Annotated in this window: 13 protein-coding genes and 1 pseudogene; 9 read left to right on the top strand and 5 right to left on the bottom strand. The window is 72.1% G+C overall.

The window, feature by feature from the left end; all coding sequences use genetic code 11:
- The first annotated feature begins 46 nt into the window (after positions 1 to 46).
- Positions 47 to 1675, top strand: a complete 1629-nt coding sequence (locus ABZ453_RS41150) for a thiamine pyrophosphate-binding protein (protein ID WP_359023581.1) — start codon at positions 47 to 49, stop codon at positions 1673 to 1675.
- Positions 1676 to 1690: 15 nt separating this feature from the next.
- Here ABZ453_RS41150 and ABZ453_RS41145 read toward each other — a convergent pair whose 3' ends face one another.
- Complete coding sequence (locus ABZ453_RS41145) at positions 1691 to 2404, bottom strand: MerR family transcriptional regulator (protein WP_165954744.1); 714 nt, start codon at positions 2402 to 2404, stop codon at positions 1691 to 1693.
- 57 nt (positions 2405 to 2461) lie between these two features.
- Here ABZ453_RS41145 and ABZ453_RS41140 point away from each other — a divergent pair, with 57 nt between their 5' ends.
- Both ABZ453_RS41140 and ABZ453_RS41135 read left to right on the top strand, forming a co-directional pair.
- Positions 2462 to 2596, top strand: a complete 135-nt coding sequence (locus tag ABZ453_RS41140; RefSeq protein ID WP_359023663.1) for a hypothetical protein — start codon at positions 2462 to 2464, stop codon at positions 2594 to 2596.
- 40 nt (positions 2597 to 2636) lie between these two features.
- Positions 2637 to 3119, top strand: a complete 483-nt coding sequence (locus ABZ453_RS41135; RefSeq protein ID WP_359023579.1) for a macro domain-containing protein — start codon at positions 2637 to 2639, stop codon at positions 3117 to 3119.
- Between the two features lie 96 nt (positions 3120 to 3215).
- On the opposite strand, the gene ABZ453_RS41130 is transcribed toward ABZ453_RS41135, so the two are convergent.
- Entirely contained in the window at positions 3216 to 4700 is a 1485-nt protein-coding gene (locus tag ABZ453_RS41130) for a M1 family metallopeptidase (protein WP_359023577.1), read from the bottom strand.
- 219 nt (positions 4701 to 4919) lie between these two features.
- Here ABZ453_RS41130 and ABZ453_RS41125 point away from each other — a divergent pair, with 219 nt between their 5' ends.
- From ABZ453_RS41125 to ABZ453_RS41110, 4 genes are all read left to right on the top strand, one after another.
- Positions 4920 to 6884 carry a Xaa-Pro dipeptidyl-peptidase gene (locus tag ABZ453_RS41125; RefSeq protein ID WP_359023575.1) on the top strand — a complete coding sequence of 655 codons (1965 nt, stop codon included), beginning with the start codon at positions 4920 to 4922 and terminating at the stop codon, positions 6882 to 6884.
- 119 nt (positions 6885 to 7003) lie between these two features.
- Positions 7004 to 8020: an oxidoreductase gene (locus ABZ453_RS41120; RefSeq protein WP_359023573.1), complete on the top strand. Its 1017-nt coding sequence runs from the start codon at positions 7004 to 7006 to the stop codon at positions 8018 to 8020.
- A gap of 196 nt (positions 8021 to 8216) precedes the next feature.
- Positions 8217 to 9857, top strand: a complete 1641-nt coding sequence (locus ABZ453_RS41115) for an ABC-F family ATP-binding cassette domain-containing protein (protein ID WP_359023571.1) — start codon at positions 8217 to 8219, stop codon at positions 9855 to 9857.
- 22 nt (positions 9858 to 9879) lie between these two features.
- Complete coding sequence (locus tag ABZ453_RS41110) at positions 9880 to 10356, top strand: DUF1003 domain-containing protein (protein WP_359023569.1); 477 nt, start codon at positions 9880 to 9882, stop codon at positions 10354 to 10356.
- A gap of 26 nt (positions 10357 to 10382) precedes the next feature.
- Here the strand turns inward: ABZ453_RS41110 and ABZ453_RS41105 are convergent, their stop codons facing one another.
- From ABZ453_RS41105 to ABZ453_RS41095, 3 genes are all read right to left on the bottom strand, one after another.
- On the bottom strand, positions 10383 to 10955 hold the full coding sequence (locus tag ABZ453_RS41105) for a putative glycolipid-binding domain-containing protein (RefSeq protein WP_359023568.1): 573 nt from the start codon (positions 10953 to 10955) through the stop codon (positions 10383 to 10385).
- A gap of 20 nt (positions 10956 to 10975) precedes the next feature.
- Positions 10976 to 13351: a Tex family protein gene (locus tag ABZ453_RS41100; protein ID WP_359023566.1), complete on the bottom strand. Its 2376-nt coding sequence runs from the start codon at positions 13349 to 13351 to the stop codon at positions 10976 to 10978.
- Between the two features lie 101 nt (positions 13352 to 13452).
- Positions 13453 to 13584, bottom strand: coding sequence for an LPFR motif small protein (locus ABZ453_RS41095; protein ID WP_308314567.1), 132 nt, complete (start codon positions 13582 to 13584; stop codon positions 13453 to 13455).
- A gap of 139 nt (positions 13585 to 13723) precedes the next feature.
- On the opposite strand from ABZ453_RS41095, the gene ABZ453_RS41090 reads away from it, so the two are divergent.
- Positions 13724 to 14677, top strand: a complete 954-nt coding sequence (locus ABZ453_RS41090) for a GlxA family transcriptional regulator (RefSeq protein WP_359023563.1) — start codon at positions 13724 to 13726, stop codon at positions 14675 to 14677.
- A gap of 10 nt (positions 14678 to 14687) precedes the next feature.
- Positions 14688 to 15074: pseudogene (locus ABZ453_RS41085) on the top strand (DJ-1/PfpI family protein); the annotation flags it as partial.
- Positions 15075 to 15175: the final 101 nt, after the last annotated feature.

The following is a 15175-nucleotide window of genomic DNA, read 5'->3' as shown; positions in this document are numbered from 1 at the left end:
CTGATCCGTGAACCGGTCCCGAGGTCCCCCCCCGGAGGAGCCCCCCATGGGATACCGTCCCGCCCTCGCCGTCCTGGACATCCTGCGCGACGAGGGCGTGGACCGCGTCTTCGGCAACCCCGGCACCACCGAACTGCCGTTCCTGGCAGCCCTGTCGGACACCTCCGACGCACCCGATTACGTGCTCGGCGTCCACGAGGGCTCCGTGGTCGCCATGGCCGACGGCTACGCCCGCGGCACCGGGCGCCCCGCCTTCGTCAGCCTGCACATCGCGGCGGGCCTCGCCAACGGCCTCATCGGCCTGCTCAACGCCCGCCGCTCCCGCACCCCCCTCGTCGTGACGGCCGGCCAGCAGGACCGCCGTCACCTCCAGCAGGACCCCATGCTCTCCGGCGACGTCATCGCCATCGCCACCCCCGCCGTGAAGGCGGCGTACGACATCCAGCACGCCCACGACCTCCCGCTCGCCCTCCGCCGGGCCTTCGCCCTCGCCGTACGGCCCCCCGCCGGACCGGTGTTCCTGTCCGTCCCCACGGACCTGTACGCCGAGGACATGGAGGTCGACGTCCCGGCCCGCACCCCCACGCCACCGCTCGCCCCGGCCGCCGGCCTGGACCGCGCCGCCCTTCTCCTCGGCGCCGCCACCCGCCCCGCGATCGTCGCCGGGGACGGCGTCGGCCGCGAGGGTGCCCTCGACGCACTGGTCCGCACGGCGGAGGCGTGCGGAGCCGTCGTCCACCACCAACCCATGAGCGACTGCCTGAACTTCCCCACCACGCACCCCCTGTACGCCGGCATGCTGCCGCCCCGGCACGACGCCATCCGCGCCGCCCTCGCCCCGTACGACACCGTGCTGATCGCCGGAGCGCACGCCTTCACCCCGCACGCCTACACCCCCGGTCCGGCACTTCCGCCCGGTCTCACCGTCGTCCAGCTCGACTCGGACCCGGACGAGATCGGCCGCAACTTCCCGGCCGCCGCGGGGCTGGTGGGCGCCCTCGCCCCCTCCCTGGACCATCTCGCCGAACTCCTGCGCGAGCGCGTCCCCGCCCACACCGCCAAGTCCCGCACGCTCCGCGTCGGCGAACAGCACACCGCCGAACGCGACAGCACCGAGTCGGCCGCCCGCGCCGCCTACTCCCCGGCCCCCCTCGCCCCCTGGGCCGCCGCCCACGCCGTGGCCCGCGGACTCCCGCCCGACGCCGTGGTCGTCGAAGAGGCCATCACCGTCGGCCTGTTGGTCCGCCGTCTCGTCCGCCTCGAACGCCCCGGCAGCTACACCCACACCGTGGGCGGCGGGCTCGGCTGGGGCATCGGCGCCGCGGTCGGCCGCGCCCTCGCCGAACCCGGCCGCCCGGTCGTCGCCGTCCTGGGCGACGGCTCCAGCCTGTTCGGCCTGCAGGGCCTGTGGAGCGCGGCCCGCCAGAACGCCCCCGTCCTGTTCGTCGTCATGAGCAACGGCGCCTACCGCACCGTGCAGGAGACCTACGAGGCGATGGGCCACCAGGGCCCCTGCCCGGGCACCGACCTGGGGCACCTCGACTTCACCCAGGCGGCCCGATTCTTCGGCGTCGACGCGGTACGGGCGGACAGCGCCGATCATCTGCGCGAACTCGTCGCGGGCGCGGGCGGCTTGACGGGCCCGCTGCTGGTCGACGTACCCCTACGGACGTGATCGGGCCCGCGCGGGTCAGGCAGGCCGGCCGTCCTGCGCGTCCGTGAGCCAGCCCAGCACCTCTTCCTTCAGCGAGCGCTGGAACGTCGTCAGCAGCGCCTGCACCACCAGCGGCTGCATGTGCGCGGACAGCGACTTCACGTCCTCCTCGGCCCGCTCCGACACCTCGCCCCGGAACAGCTGTGACAGCTCGTGCGCCGCCGCCCGCGAGTGCTCGATCAGCACCGTGCGCGCGGCCAGGATCGCCTCCTCGGACAGCGGTACGTCCAGCAGCTGCACGGCGAGCCGCAGCAGGCCCGAGTCGACGCGGTAGGCGTCCCCGTCGGCCCGTACCACGCCCATCGCGGCGAGCCGCTCGACCTCGTCCCCGCTCAGCGCCCGCCCCGCCCGGCGCCGCAGCTCCTCGGGCGTCACCGTCTCCACGGTGTCCGGAGCCCAGGAGGCCACCACCGCCCGGTGGATCGCCAGGTCGTGATGGCTCAGGTCGGCCGGCAGCTGCTCCATGTAGCGCTCGATCGCCGCCAGCGTCATGCCCTGATGCTGCAGCTCCTCGATCAGCGCCAGCCGCGCCACGTGCTGCGGCCCGTAGTGACCGACCCGCCGCGGACCGATCACCGGGGGCGGGAGCAGGCCCTTGGTGCTGTAGAACCGGACCGTGCGGACCGTGATGCCGGCCCGCGCGGCCAGTTCGTCGATGGTGAGCGTCGGCTCCCCGGTGTCGGTCGTCATGTGCAGCAGTATCGCTGTCACACCAGTGCTGCGAAACCTTGTGCCGTCCTCGCCCTGATGTGGAACGACCCCGAGGTGGGCCGCAAAACCCTGCTCCTGATCCCGGTGATCGCCGCGATGCTGGTAGCGGGTTGGTTCGGCGTCCGCCGCCGCGTCGAAGCCGGCGCGGACAGGGAACAGCCGACGCGATGACCAGGGGCCCGCTGTCAGTGCCGGGCCGTACGCTGGCGTCATGTCGGAGATCGCTTACGTCCGGGGTGACGCCACCGTTCCGTCGGTCAAGGGCGTCAAGGTGATCGCCCACGTCTGCAACGACATCGGGGGATGGGGCAGGGGATTCGTGCTCGCCGTGTCCCGCCGCTGGCCGGAGCCCGAGGCCGCCTACCGCGCCTGGCACCGGGGCCGCGCGGGAAACGACTTCGGGCTGGGCGCGGTCCAGTTCGTCCAGGTCGAGCCGTACGTGTGGGTCGCCAACATGATCGGACAGCGCGGAATCAGAACGGGCAGTAAGGGTGTCCCCGTACGCTACGAGGCCATCGACACGGCCCTCGCCGGCCTCGCCGACAAGGCCCTGGAACTAGGCGCCTCCGTCCACATGCCCCGCATAGGCTGCGGTCTGGCAGGCGGCAAGTGGTCGCGGATCGAGCCCCTGATCACCGAGCGCCTGACAAAACGTGGCATCGAAGTCACCGTGTACGACCACAGCGCCCCATAGGGGCGCGGGGCTGCGTCTGATATGCGGCTACGGCCGCGCGAGCGCGACCAACCACAACGGCCCCGCAGCCCCCACCCAACCGAACCCGGCACCCCCTCAGTGCACGCTGTTGGTAGCCGCGATCTTCTTCCAGGACTTCGGCCGCACAGCGACCGCGGAACCAGTGATCGCCGCCCCCCGCGCCGCACGCGCCGCCGGCTTGGACGGCTGGAACAGCCACGTGTCGAACAACGCCCCCAGCGACTTCCCCGACACCCGCTCCGCATACGCCTCGAAGTCGGCCACGGAAGCGTTGCCGTACGCGTGCTCCTGGGGCCACCCCTTCAGAATGGCGAAGAACGCATCGTCACCGACCGCGTTCCGCAACGCCTGGATCGCCAGCGCCCCTCGGTCGTAGACAGCGATGTCGAACTGGTCGTCCGGCCCCGGATCCCCCGGCTTGACGGTCCAGAACGCGTCGTCGGCCGGATGCGAGTCGTACACGTAGTCGGCCAGTTCCTGCGTCGTCCCCTCACCCTCGTGCTCGGACCACAGCCACTGCGCGTACCGCGCGAACCCCTCGTTGATCCAGATGTCCTTCCAGCCCTTGAGCGACACGCTGTCCCCGTACCACTGGTGCGCCAACTCATGGACGACCACGGACGTGTTGGCGCCGTTCGCGAACTGCTTCGGGCTGTAGTACACGCGCGTCTGCGTCTCCAGCGCGTACCCGGTGGTCGTGTTGGGCACGTACCCGCCCGCCGAACTGAACGGATACGGCCCGAAATAGCCGCTCAGCCAGTCGACGAGCTCCCCGGTGCGTTCCACGCTCGCCCGCGCGGCCCCGTCGTTGTCGCCGAGGTCCTTGCTGTAGGCGTTGACGACCGGTACCCCGTCCTCGGAGGTGCCCGTCGTGATGTCGAACTTCCCGATCGCCAGCGTGGTGAGGTACGTCGCCTGCGGCTTGTTCTCCCGCCAGTTGTACTGCGTCCAGCCGAGCTTCGAACTCGTCGACTGCAGCAGCCCGTTGGAGATGACCTGCGTCCCGTCCGGCACCGCCACCGACACGTCGTACGTCGCCTTGTCGAGCGGGTGGTCGTTGCTCGGGTACCACCACCAGGCCGCCTCGGGCTCGTCCGCGGCGATCGCCCCGTCCGGCGTCCGGTGCCAGGTGTTGAAGCCGTACGCGCTCTTCGTCGACGGCACCCCGCTGTAGCGCACGACCACGGTGATCGACGTGCCCTTGTCCAGCGGCGTCTTCGGCGTGATCACCAGCTCGTGCTGGCCCGATGTGGTGAAGGAGGCCTTCGCGCCGTTGACCCGCACCTCGCTGACGTCCAGCAGGAAGTCCAGGTCGAAGCTCGACAGGTCCTGCGTGGTCTTCGCGAGGATCGTCGCGGTGCCCTCCAACTCGTCGGTGGCGGGCTGGTACTGCAGGCGCAGGTCGTAGTGGGAGACGTCGTATCCGCCGTTGCCGTAGGCCGGGTAGTAGGGATCGCCGATGCCCGGAGCGCCGGGGGTGTGGCTCGCGGCCGACGCCGGGATCGCCAGCATCAGGGTGGCTGCGGCGAGGGCGCCCGGCGCGATGATTCTGCGGTGCACGAAAGCTCCAAGTGGTAGGGGCACATGGGTCTGTTCGGATGTGCGGAGCCTATTGAGTCCCTGTGGGACGGAGCATGTCCATGGCCGCATGTGTCACACGATCGCCATTCGGCCGTCACGCGCGATACCGCGCCAGGGGCGTCATTCGGCCACACCCGCCCCACATGGCCGTCTACTGCCCTCTTCTGCACGGGAGTTGACCGATGTAGCGTCCCGCGCATGCCGACACGCACGCGCTTCACGACCTGGAGACCGCTCGCGACGGCGGCCATCGCCGTCCTGATGGCAGCCTTCCTCACCCCGGTGGCGGCCCACGCGGCCCCACGGAAGAGCCAACCCGTCTACTCCTATGCGAACGCCATCCGCGAGGCCGTATGGGTGGACACCGGCCTCGACGCGGACGGCGACGGGAAGACCGATCGTGTGGCCGTGGACATCGTCCGCCCTCGCGAACCCGCCCAGCACCACCGCCGGGTCCCGGTCATCATGGACGCCAGCCCCTACTACTCCTGCTGCGGCCGAGGCAACGAGAGCCAGAAGAAGACGTACGACGCGAACGGCGACGTCGTCCAGATGCCGCTCTTCTACGACAACTACTTCGTCCCGCGCGGCTACGCCTTCGTCGGTGTGGACCTCGCCGGCACCAACCGCTCCGACGGCTGCGTGGACGTCGGCGGCCGCAGCGACATCCAGTCCGCGAAGGCCGTCGTCGACTGGCTGAACGGCCGTGCCAGGGCGTACACGACGCGCGCCGGAACCGTCCGCGCCACGGCGAACTGGACCAACGGCAGGACCGGCATGATCGGCAAGAGCTGGGACGGCACCATCGCCAACGGCGTCGCCGCCACCGGCGTCAGGGGCCTGCGGACCATCGTCCCGATCAGCGCCATCTCCTCCTGGTACGACTACTACTTCGCCAAGGGCGCCCCCCTCTACGACTCCGGCCCCGACTGGCTCTCCGACTACGTCGAGAGCCCCGACGCCCGGGCCCGGTGCGCGGCCGTCCAGCAGAGGATCGTGGCCGGGGCTCCGCGCACCGGCGACTGGACGCCGTTGTGGACCGAGCGGGACTACGTCAAGGACGCCGGCAAGGTGCGGGCGAGCGTCTTCCTGGTGCACGGCATGCAGGACCTCAACGTCCGCACCAAGCACTTCGGGCAGTGGTGGGACGCGCTGGCCAAGCACGGCGTCGAGCGCAAGATCTGGCTCTCCCAGACCGGCCACGTCGACCCCTTCGACTACCGGCGCGGCGCCTGGGTCGACACCCTGCACCGCTGGTTCGACCACGAACTCCTCGGCTACGACAACGGCGTCGACCGTGAGCCGATGGCCGACATCGAGCGCCACCCGGACCAGTGGGTCACCTCCACGGTCTGGCCGCCGCGGGGCACGGCCACCACGACTCTGCGTCCGGCCGCCGGAACCCAGCCGGGCGTCGGCGCCCTCGGTCCGACCCGCGGCTCCGGCACGGCGACCTTCACCGACAACCCCCGGCTGAGCGAGACCGACTGGGCGGCCCAGATCGACAGAACGACCCCTGACAAGGCCGGTTTCATCACCAAGCCCCTCACGCGCGACCTGCGTCTGTCCGGCTCCTCGAAGGTGACGGTCACCGCGACCCCGACCACCCCGACGGCCCACCTCTCCGCCGTCCTGGTCGACCTCGGCCCCGACACCGTCCGGGACTACGCGGACGCCGCCGAGGGCATCACCACCCTCACCGACCGCTCCTGCTGGGGCGCGAGCACCTCGGGCGACAGCGCCTGCTTCCGCAACACCGCGGCCAAGAAGGCGAGCGTCGACTACACCGTGTTCAGCCGCGGCTGGGCGGACCTCGGCAACTACGCCTCCGACCGCAAGGGCGTCCCGCTCACCCCGGGCAAGGCGTACACCATCACCCTGGACCTCGCGGCCAGCGACCATGTCGTCCCGGCCGGCCACCGTCTCGCGCTGATCGTCGCGGGCACCGACAAGGACCTCATCGACCCGCCGGCCGACAAGCCGACCCTCACCCTGGACCTGTCCCGCACCTCGGCCCGCGTCCCGCTCGTCGGCGGCGCGGCGGCCTTCGCCCGGGCCACCTCGGGCAAGGCGTCGGCGACCGCGTCACCCCGGCGCCTGGACGGCGTACGCGAGCCGAGCGGCACGCATCGCGTTCCCGGCCCCGCGGGCCAGGACGGCTGAGCGCGCGTAGGGCGGCCGGGGCCACCGCTCCGGCCGCCCGCGGCACGCGCTCCCCACCGGCGGCAGCGGAATGCCCCATGCCGTGCACGGAGTGTTTCCGGGGCGGGAATACTCACAGCATGTCTGCCGAGTACGCGACCTTCGGCCTGGCACCGGCGATGCGTGCCGGTGACGTCCTCGCCAACGGTGACTACCAGGTGCACCGGGACTTCGTGGACTTCCTCGTCGACGGACGTCCGCTGCTGTTCCGGCTCTCCGATCTCGACGCCGTCTCCCCACTCGCCTCCGACATCCCGCCCGCCCTCTTCACCGAGCAGGTCCGCGGTCTGCTGCTGGAGGCCCAGGCGCCGCTTCCGGGTGGCCGTCACATCGTCTACGGCTGCCCCGAGTGCGCGGACCTCGCCTGCGGTGCCGTCACCGCGGTCATCGACCGGGACGGCGAGGACTACGTCTGGCGGGACTTCGCCTGGCAGACCGACGAGCACGCCGACCTGGAGCTCAACGGCTACCACGGCATAGGGCCGTTCCGGTTCCGGGGCGCCGAGTACCGGCAGGCCCTGCTCGCCGCCGAGGCACGGGGCGGGCGGCGCCGCGTCCTGCTGATCGGCGCCCGCGTCGCCGTACTGGCCAAGCTCGCGGCGGCCCTGCGCACCATCGGCATCGGCGCCGACATCGCCCATGACGCGACCGACGTCCACGCCGACGAACTGCGCGCCTACGGAGCCGTCGCCTTCGGCCGCGCGGTCACCCAGGAGGAACGGGCCGCCGTGCGCCGCGCCTTCGAGCAGGCCGGCGTCCAGGTCGCCTACGTCGACGGCCTCGCCCCGATCATCCCGCTCCTGGTCGCCCAGATCGAGAACGCCCTGGACCGCAGCCCGGTGGAACAGCGCCGGCTGACCCGGCTGGTCGCCGCCGACGGTGAGGCGGGCATCGAGGTCACCTCCCCCTGCCGGGTGCGCCTCACCGCGTACCGCCTGGACCGCCTCTACCGCTCCCACGTCCTGGAGGTCTTCGACGGCGTCCTCGAACCGGGCCGGCACCGCATCGCCCTGGACGCCAAGGCGGTGCGAGGGGAGTCCTTCGTGGTGGCACGGACGACGGGCAGCGTGCTGGTGGAGGCCATGACACCCCGCTAGGTGCCTGTTGCGAAGGTCCCGTCGTCCGCCCGGAGGGCGGGCCCTGCGGCGTCAGCGGGGAGCGTGCCGGGCGTCGCGGGGCAGGCGGGACGTTCGCAACGGGCCCTGGGACCGCCCAGGGCTGTGGGACACCGGCGTCCCCGCCCACGGGAACCCCGACGCCTCCGATCCTCCCCGCCCGTTAGGATCGCCCCCTGTGACCGCCACTCTCGTCGCCAAGAACCTCGCCGCCGGGCACGGTGACCGCTCCCTGTTCTCCGGGCTCGACCTCGTCGTGGCCCCCGGCGACGTGATCGGGCTGGTCGGTGCCAACGGAGCGGGCAAGTCCACGCTGCTCAGGATGCTCGCGGGGCTGCTCGCGCCCGAGCAGGGCGAGCTGCGGCTGTCCCCGCCGACGGCGACCGTGGGGCATCTCCCGCAGGAGCCGGAGCGGCGGTCCGGCGAGACCGTCCGCGCCTTCCTCGCCCGCCGTACCGGCGTCGCCGAGGCCCAGCGCGTCATGGACGAGGCCACCCAGGCGCTGGTGGAGGGGGCGCCCGGCGCCGACGACGCCTACGCGACGAGCCTGGACCGCTGGCTGAACCTCGGCGGCGCCGACCTGGAGGAGCGGGCCGAGGAGGTCGCCGACTCACTGGGCCTCGCCGTCGACCTGGACCAGCCGATGTCCTCCCTGTCCGGCGGCCAGGCGGCCCGGGCGGGCCTCGCCTCCCTCCTGCTGTCCCGCTACGACGTCTTCCTCCTGGACGAGCCCACCAACGACCTCGACCTGGACGGCCTGGAACGTCTCGAACGCTTCGTCTCGGGTCTGCGCGCCGGCACCGTCGTCGTCAGCCACGACCGCGAGTTCCTCACCCGCACGGTCACCAAGGTCCTCGAACTCGACCTCGCGCAGCGCCAGATCAACCTCTACGGCGGCGGCTACGAGGCCTATCTGGAGGAGCGGGACGTCGCCCGCCGGCACGCCCGCGAGGACTACGAGGAGTACGCCGACAAGCACGCCGCCCTCCAGGACCGGGCCCAGACGCAGCGCTCCTGGATGGACAAGGGCGTGAAGAACGCGCGCCGCAAGGCGGGCAACGACAATGACAAGATCGGCCGCAAGTTCCGCAGCGAGGCCAGCGAGAAGCAGGCCGCGAAGGCCCGCCAGACCCAGCGCATGATCGAACGCCTCGAGGTCGTCGAGGAGCCCCGCAAGGAGTGGGAGCTGCGCATGGAGATCGCGTCGGCCCCGCGCTCGGGGTCCGTCGTGGCCACCCTGCGGGACGCCGAGGTACGGCGCGGCGACTTCACCTTCGGTCCGGTCTCCCTGCAGATCGACTGGGCCGACCGGGTCGCCGTGACCGGCGCGAACGGCGCCGGCAAGTCCACCCTGCTCGGCGCCCTGCTGGGCCGCGTCGCCCTGGACGCCGGCGCGGCCGCCCTCGGCTCCGGCGTCCTGGTCGGCGAGGTCGACCAGGCCCGCCGGCTGTTCCACGGCACGGAGTCCCTGCTGGACGCGTTCTCCGCCGCGGTTCCCGACACCGAACCGGTCGAGGTACGCACCCTCCTCGCCAAGTTCGGCCTGAAGGCGGAGCATGTGCTGCGCCCGGCGGCGACCCTGTCACCGGGGGAACGCACCCGCGCCGCCCTGGCGTTGCTGCAGGGCCGGGGCGTCAACCTGCTCGTCCTGGACGAGCCGACCAACCACCTCGACCTGCCGGCCATCGAGCAACTGGAGTCCGCCCTCGACTCCTACGAGGGCACCCTGCTCCTGGTCACCCACGACCGTCGCATGCTGGACGCGGTGCGTGTCACCCGCCGCCTGGAGGTGTCGGCGGGGAAGGTCACCGAACGCTAGCGGCTCGAGTCAGGGAGAGGCCATGGGACCTTCGGCGAAACGGCCGGCGGTGCGGATCAAGCACGAACAGGTCGTCGTCGCGCGGATGCGCGGCACCCAGGACCGCATCGCGGACGTGATCACCGCGTTCGCCGGAACCATGACCTTCGTCTATCTGCACGCCGCGTGGTTCGCGGTGTGGATCGTCTGCAACGAGGGGGCGTTCGGCAAGGGGGCCGTCTGGGACCCGTACCCCTTCGGCCTGCTCACCATGATCGTCAGTCTGGAGGCGATCTTCCTGTCCACCTTCGTCATGGTGAGCCAGAACCGCCAGGCCGCCCGCGAGAACGTCCGCGCCGACCTCGACTTCGAGACCAACGTCCGCTCGGAGGTCTGGGCCGTGCACATGGGCCGTGCGCTGGGCGTGGACCCGGTGGAGGTCGAACGCCGGGTCCAGGAACTGCTCGCGGAGAACCGCGCCCGGATGAACGGAACCGCTCCGCCCCCCGCGGGGAGCTGAGCGGCAACGGGCGGGGCCTCGCCCGCTCAGGCGCCCGCGCGCAGTCGCCGGGCCAGCCCCGGATAGTCGACGACACAGCCGTCCGCGTCGAACTCCAGGTCGCTGCGGAAGTCACCGGAGGCGAAGCGGACCTGCCCACCGCCATTGGTCCGGCCGAGGTGGGTGTACGTCTGCAGCGACGGCCGTACGACCAGTCCCGGCACCGACACCCACGCCATCAGCAACTCCCGCTCCCCGGGCTCCAGATGGAGGTCGTGCCGCAGCACCGGCATGGTGTTGGTGAGCGGGCACAGCCCCAGGTCGCAGTCGAGCGCGCCGTCGACACCGGGCAGCGGTTCGCCGTCCGCCGTCCACCGGCCGTGCCCGTCGTGCACCAGATCCAGGCTCCGCGCCCCCGCCTCCGTCTCCGCCGTCACCCGAAGCCGGCGCGTCACGAACCGCGCGCCGGTCTCGAGCTCGTACGTCACCCAGTACGGCTCCGGGACGGTCCCCACGGCCCGCCCACGGGCCCGCAGTTCACCGTCCCCGATGTCGAGCCAGGCGGTCTCGTAGCCCCGGCTGCCGACCACTTCCCAGGTGATGGCACGTGAAGCGGACATCACGGTCACGAACCCTTCGGCTACCGCTTCTTGGGATCGAGCAGACCCGCCTTGCGCAGGGCGTCGGCCATCGCGCTGTTGGCCGGCGGCGGTGCCTGACGAGAACCGCCACCGCCCGCGCCGCGTCCCTGCTGGCGCTGCTGGGGCGGACGCCCGCCCCGCTGGCGACGTTCACCCCCGTCGCCCTGCCGGCCGCCCTGCGCGGGCGGCTCGTCGTCCAGCCGCAGCGTGAGCGAGATCCGCTTGCGCGGGATGTCGACGTCCAGCACCTTCACCTTGACGATGTCCCCGGGCTTCACCACCTCGCGCGGGTCCTTCACGAAGTTCTTCGACATCGCGGAGACGTGCACCAGCCCGTCCTGGTGCACACCCACGTCGACGAACGCACCGAAGGCCGCCACATTGGTGACCACGCCCTCCAGCACCATCCCGGACGACAGGTCGGAGATCTTCTCGACGCCCTCCTTGAAGGTGGCCGTCTTGAAGGCGGGCCGAGGGTCACGCCCCGGCTTCTCCAGCTCCTTGAGGATGTCGGTGACCGTCGGCAGCCCGAACGTCTCGTCCACGAAGTCCACCGGCCGCAGCGAGCGCAGCACGCCCGTGTTCCCGATGAGCGAGGCCACCTCCTGCCCGGACGTCTTCACCATGCGCCGCACGACCGGATACGCCTCCGGGTGCACGCTGGACGCGTCCAGCGGGTCGTCGCCGCCCCGGATCCGCAGGAAGCCCGCGCACTGCTCGTACGCCTTGGGACCGAGCCGCGCGACGCCCTTCAGCTGGGTGCGGGACTTGAACGGCCCGTTGGCGTCCCGGTGGGCCACGATGTTCTCGGCGAGCCCGGAGGTGATGCCGGAGACCCGGGCGAGCAGCGGGGCCGACGCCGTGTTGACGTCCACGCCGACGCCGTTCACACAGTCCTCCACCACCGCGTCCAGCGAGCGCGACAGCTTCACCTCGGACAGGTCGTGCTGGTACTGGCCGACACCGATCGACTTCGGGTCGATCTTGACCAGTTCGGCCAGCGGGTCCTGCAGCCGGCGCGCGATGGACACCGCGCCGCGCAGCGACACGTCCATCTCGGGCAGTTCCTGCGAGGCGAACGCGGACGCCGAGTACACCGAGGCGCCGGCCTCGGAGACCATCACCTTGGTGAGATTCAACTCCGGATGTCTGGTGATGAGTTCACCGGCGAGCTTGTCGGTCTCGCGGGAGGCGGTGCCGTTGCCGATCGCGATCAGCTCGACCGCGTGCTCCTTGGCGAGGCGGGCGAGCTTGGCGATCGCCTCGTCCCACTTGTTGGCCGGGACGTGCGGGTAGATGACGTCGGTGGCGACGACCTTGCCGGTCGCGTCGACCACGGCGACCTTCACGCCCGTACGGAAGCCGGGGTCCAGGCCCAGCGTCGCGCGCGTGCCGGCCGGGGCGGCGAGCAGGAGGTCGCGGAGGTTGGCGGCGAACACCTGGACGGCCTCGTCCTCGGCGGCCGTCCGCAGCCGCAGCCTCAGGTCGATGCCGAGGTGCACCAGGATGCGGGTCCGCCAGGCCCAGCGGACCGTGTCGGTCAGCCACTTGTCGGCCGGCCGGCCCCGCTCGCCGATCCCGAACCGCGAGGCCACGATCGCCTCGTAGGACGAGGGCCCGTCCGTCGGCTCCTCCGGCTCCAGGACGAGGTCGAGGACCTCCTCCTTCTCGCCGCGCAGCATCGCCAGGACGCGGTGCGAGGGCAGCTCGGTGAACGGCTCGGCGAAGTCGAAGTAGTCGGCGAACTTGGCGCCCGCCTCCTCCTTCCCCTCCCGCACCTTCGCCGCCAGCCGCCCGCGCACCCACATCCGCTCGCGCAGCTCACCGATCAGGTCGGCGTCCTCCGCGAACCGCTCTGTGAGGATCGCCCGCGCGCCGTCGAGGGCGGCCTGCGGATCGGCGACGCCCTTGTCGGCGTCGACGAATGCGGCCGCGGCGGCGAGGGGTTCCACCGTCGGGTCTGCCAGCAGCCCCTCGGCGAGCGGCTCCAGGCCCGCCTCGCGCGCGATCTGTGCCTTGGTGCGCCGCTTGGGCTTGTACGGCAGGTAGATGTCCTCCAGGCGCGCCTTGGTCTCGGCGGCCCGGATCTGCGCCTCCAGCTCGGGGGTGAGCTTGCCCTGCTCACGCACCGAGTCCAGGATCGCCGTCCGCCGTTCCTCCAGCTCCCGCAGATAGCGCAGCCGCTCCTCGATCGTGCGCAGCTGCGCGTCGTCGAGCATCTCGGTCGCTTCCTTGCGGTAGCGGGCGATGAAGGGCACTGTCGAACCGCCGTCGAGCAGTTCGACGGCGGCCCTGACCTGCCGCTCCCGTACGCCGAGCTCCTCGGCGATCCTGCCTTCGATGGACCCTGCTGCCGCAGACCCGGGTGTCGTCACGATCCCGTACCGCCTTCTCACTGAGGTTGCGCCGCAATTGTGGCAGGTGGCACCGACAGTCGGGGATCAGGGCGGCACCCGGCGGGCCGCGACGGGCGGGATCAGGCCCGGTGCCCCCGCGCGGAGCCCGAGGCCCCGCCGAAGAGCCGGGCCAGGGCCCGGAAGGGCAGCGTCACGACGGTGGCGATCGCGCCACCGATCTGGCGCAGTACGTCGGCTGTCGCACGGAACACGGAACTTCCCCTTTCCTCTCCCGGCCGCCACGGCCGGAGGCATGCGGGTACCCAGCTTCCGCGGCCCGCCCCTCGGATGGCAGGAAAGGTGGGGTGCTCGTCGTTGCGGCCATCGCAGGGGCGCCCAAGGATGGACGGTATGCGAACCGTCCTGGTCGTTCTCTTCGACGACGTGCAGAGCCTCGACGTCAGCGGCCCGGTGGAGGTCTTCAACGGCGCCGAACTGCACCGCCCGGGCACGTACCGGATCCGCACCGTCAGCGCCGACGGCCGGGCCGTACGGACCTCCAGCGGGCTCACCCTCGTACCGGACCACTCCTTCGCCGACGCCCCCGCCGCGCACACCCTGCTGGTCCCGGGCGGCGCGGGCACCCGCGACCCCGATCCACGGGTGGTGGACTGGCTGCGCGAGCACGGCCCGCGGGCCGAGCGGCTGGTGTCCGTGTGCACGGGCGCGCTGCTGCTGGCCGGGGCCGGCCTGCTGGACGGCCGCAGGGTGACCACCCACTGGTCGGTGTGCGGGAGGCTCGCCCGTGACCACCCGGCCGTCGAGGTCGACCCCGACCCCATCTACATCCGCGACGGACACCTCGCCACCTCCGCCGGCGTCACCTCCGGCATCGACCTGGCCCTCGCGCTGGTCGAGGAGGACACCGGCCGCGAGACCGCCCTGTCCATCGCCCGGCACCTGGTCGTCTTCCTGCGCCGGCCGGGCAACCAGGCCCAGTTCAGCGCCCAGCTCGCCGCGCAGACGGCCCGTCGTGAACCACTGCGGGAGGTCCAGCAGTTCATCACCGAGCACCCCGACGGCGACCTCGGCGTCGAAGCCCTCGCGGCCCGCGCGAGCCTGTCGCCGCGCCACTTCGCCCGCGCCTTCCAGGCCGAGACCGGCATGACACCCGGACGCTATGTCGACCGGGTCCGGCTGGAACACGCCCGGCGCCTGCTGGAGGACACCTCCGACGGGGTCGAGGAGATCTCCCGCGCCTGCGGCTACGGCACCTCCGAGGCCATGCGCCGCGCCTTCGTCAGGACCCTCGGCACGGCGCCCGCGGAGTACCGCCGCCGCTTCCGTCCCGTACCCACCGGCTGAAAGGCTCACGATGCAGATCGCCATCGTCCTCTACGACCGCTTCACCGCCCTCGACGCCGTCGGCCCCTACGAGACCCTCGGCCGGCTCCCCGACGCCGAACTGCTCTTCGTCGCCGAGCGGTGCGGCCCCGTACGCACCGACAACGGCACGCTCGCGCTGACCGCCGACCGGACGTTCGCCGACGTGCCGGCCCCCGACGTCGTGGTCGTCCCGGGCGGGCCCGGGCAGAGCCCGCAGATGGAGAACGCGGCCCTGCTCCAGTGGATCCGCGCCGCCGACGCCACCAGCACCTGGACCACGTCCGTGTGCACCGGCTCCCTGCTGCTCGCCGGGGCGGGCCTGCTGCGGGGGCGCCGCGCGACCTCGCACTGGCTCGCCCTGGACGAGCTGAAGCGGGGCGGGGGCGGCCCGCCGGGGGGGGGGGGGGTGGAGGGCCGGAACTAACTCACCCCCGCCGGGGTCTCCCCCCGCCACCCCCAGGGGCGCGCCCAGCGGGG

This window comes from Streptomyces sp. NPDC005799, from assembly GCF_040630525.1.
GTDB classification, from domain to species: Bacteria; Actinomycetota; Actinomycetes; order Streptomycetales; family Streptomycetaceae; genus Streptomyces; species Streptomyces griseorubiginosus_B.
Note: the sequence above shows the minus strand (reverse complement) of the source record. Positions and strands in the feature narration are given on the sequence as shown.

Bases quoted from the DNA above. Each gene is read 5' to 3' on its own strand.
- ABZ453_RS41150 (WP_359023581.1), top strand. From the start codon at position 47: ATGGGATACCGTCCCGCCCTCGCCGTCCTGGACATCCTGCGCGACGAG.
- ABZ453_RS41145 (WP_165954744.1), bottom strand. From the start codon at position 2,404: ATGACGACCGACACCGGGGAGCCGACGCTCACCATCGACGAACTGGCC.
- ABZ453_RS41140 (WP_359023663.1), top strand. From the start codon at position 2,462: ATGTGGAACGACCCCGAGGTGGGCCGCAAAACCCTGCTCCTGATCCCG.
- ABZ453_RS41135 (WP_359023579.1), top strand. From the start codon at position 2,637: ATGTCGGAGATCGCTTACGTCCGGGGTGACGCCACCGTTCCGTCGGTC.
- ABZ453_RS41125 (WP_359023575.1), top strand. From the start codon at position 4,920: ATGCCGACACGCACGCGCTTCACGACCTGGAGACCGCTCGCGACGGCG.
- ABZ453_RS41120 (WP_359023573.1), top strand. From the start codon at position 7,004: ATGTCTGCCGAGTACGCGACCTTCGGCCTGGCACCGGCGATGCGTGCC.
- ABZ453_RS41110 (WP_359023569.1), top strand. From the start codon at position 9,880: ATGGGACCTTCGGCGAAACGGCCGGCGGTGCGGATCAAGCACGAACAG.
- ABZ453_RS41105 (WP_359023568.1), bottom strand. From the start codon at position 10,955: ATGTCCGCTTCACGTGCCATCACCTGGGAAGTGGTCGGCAGCCGGGGC.
- ABZ453_RS41090 (WP_359023563.1), top strand. From the start codon at position 13,724: ATGCGAACCGTCCTGGTCGTTCTCTTCGACGACGTGCAGAGCCTCGAC.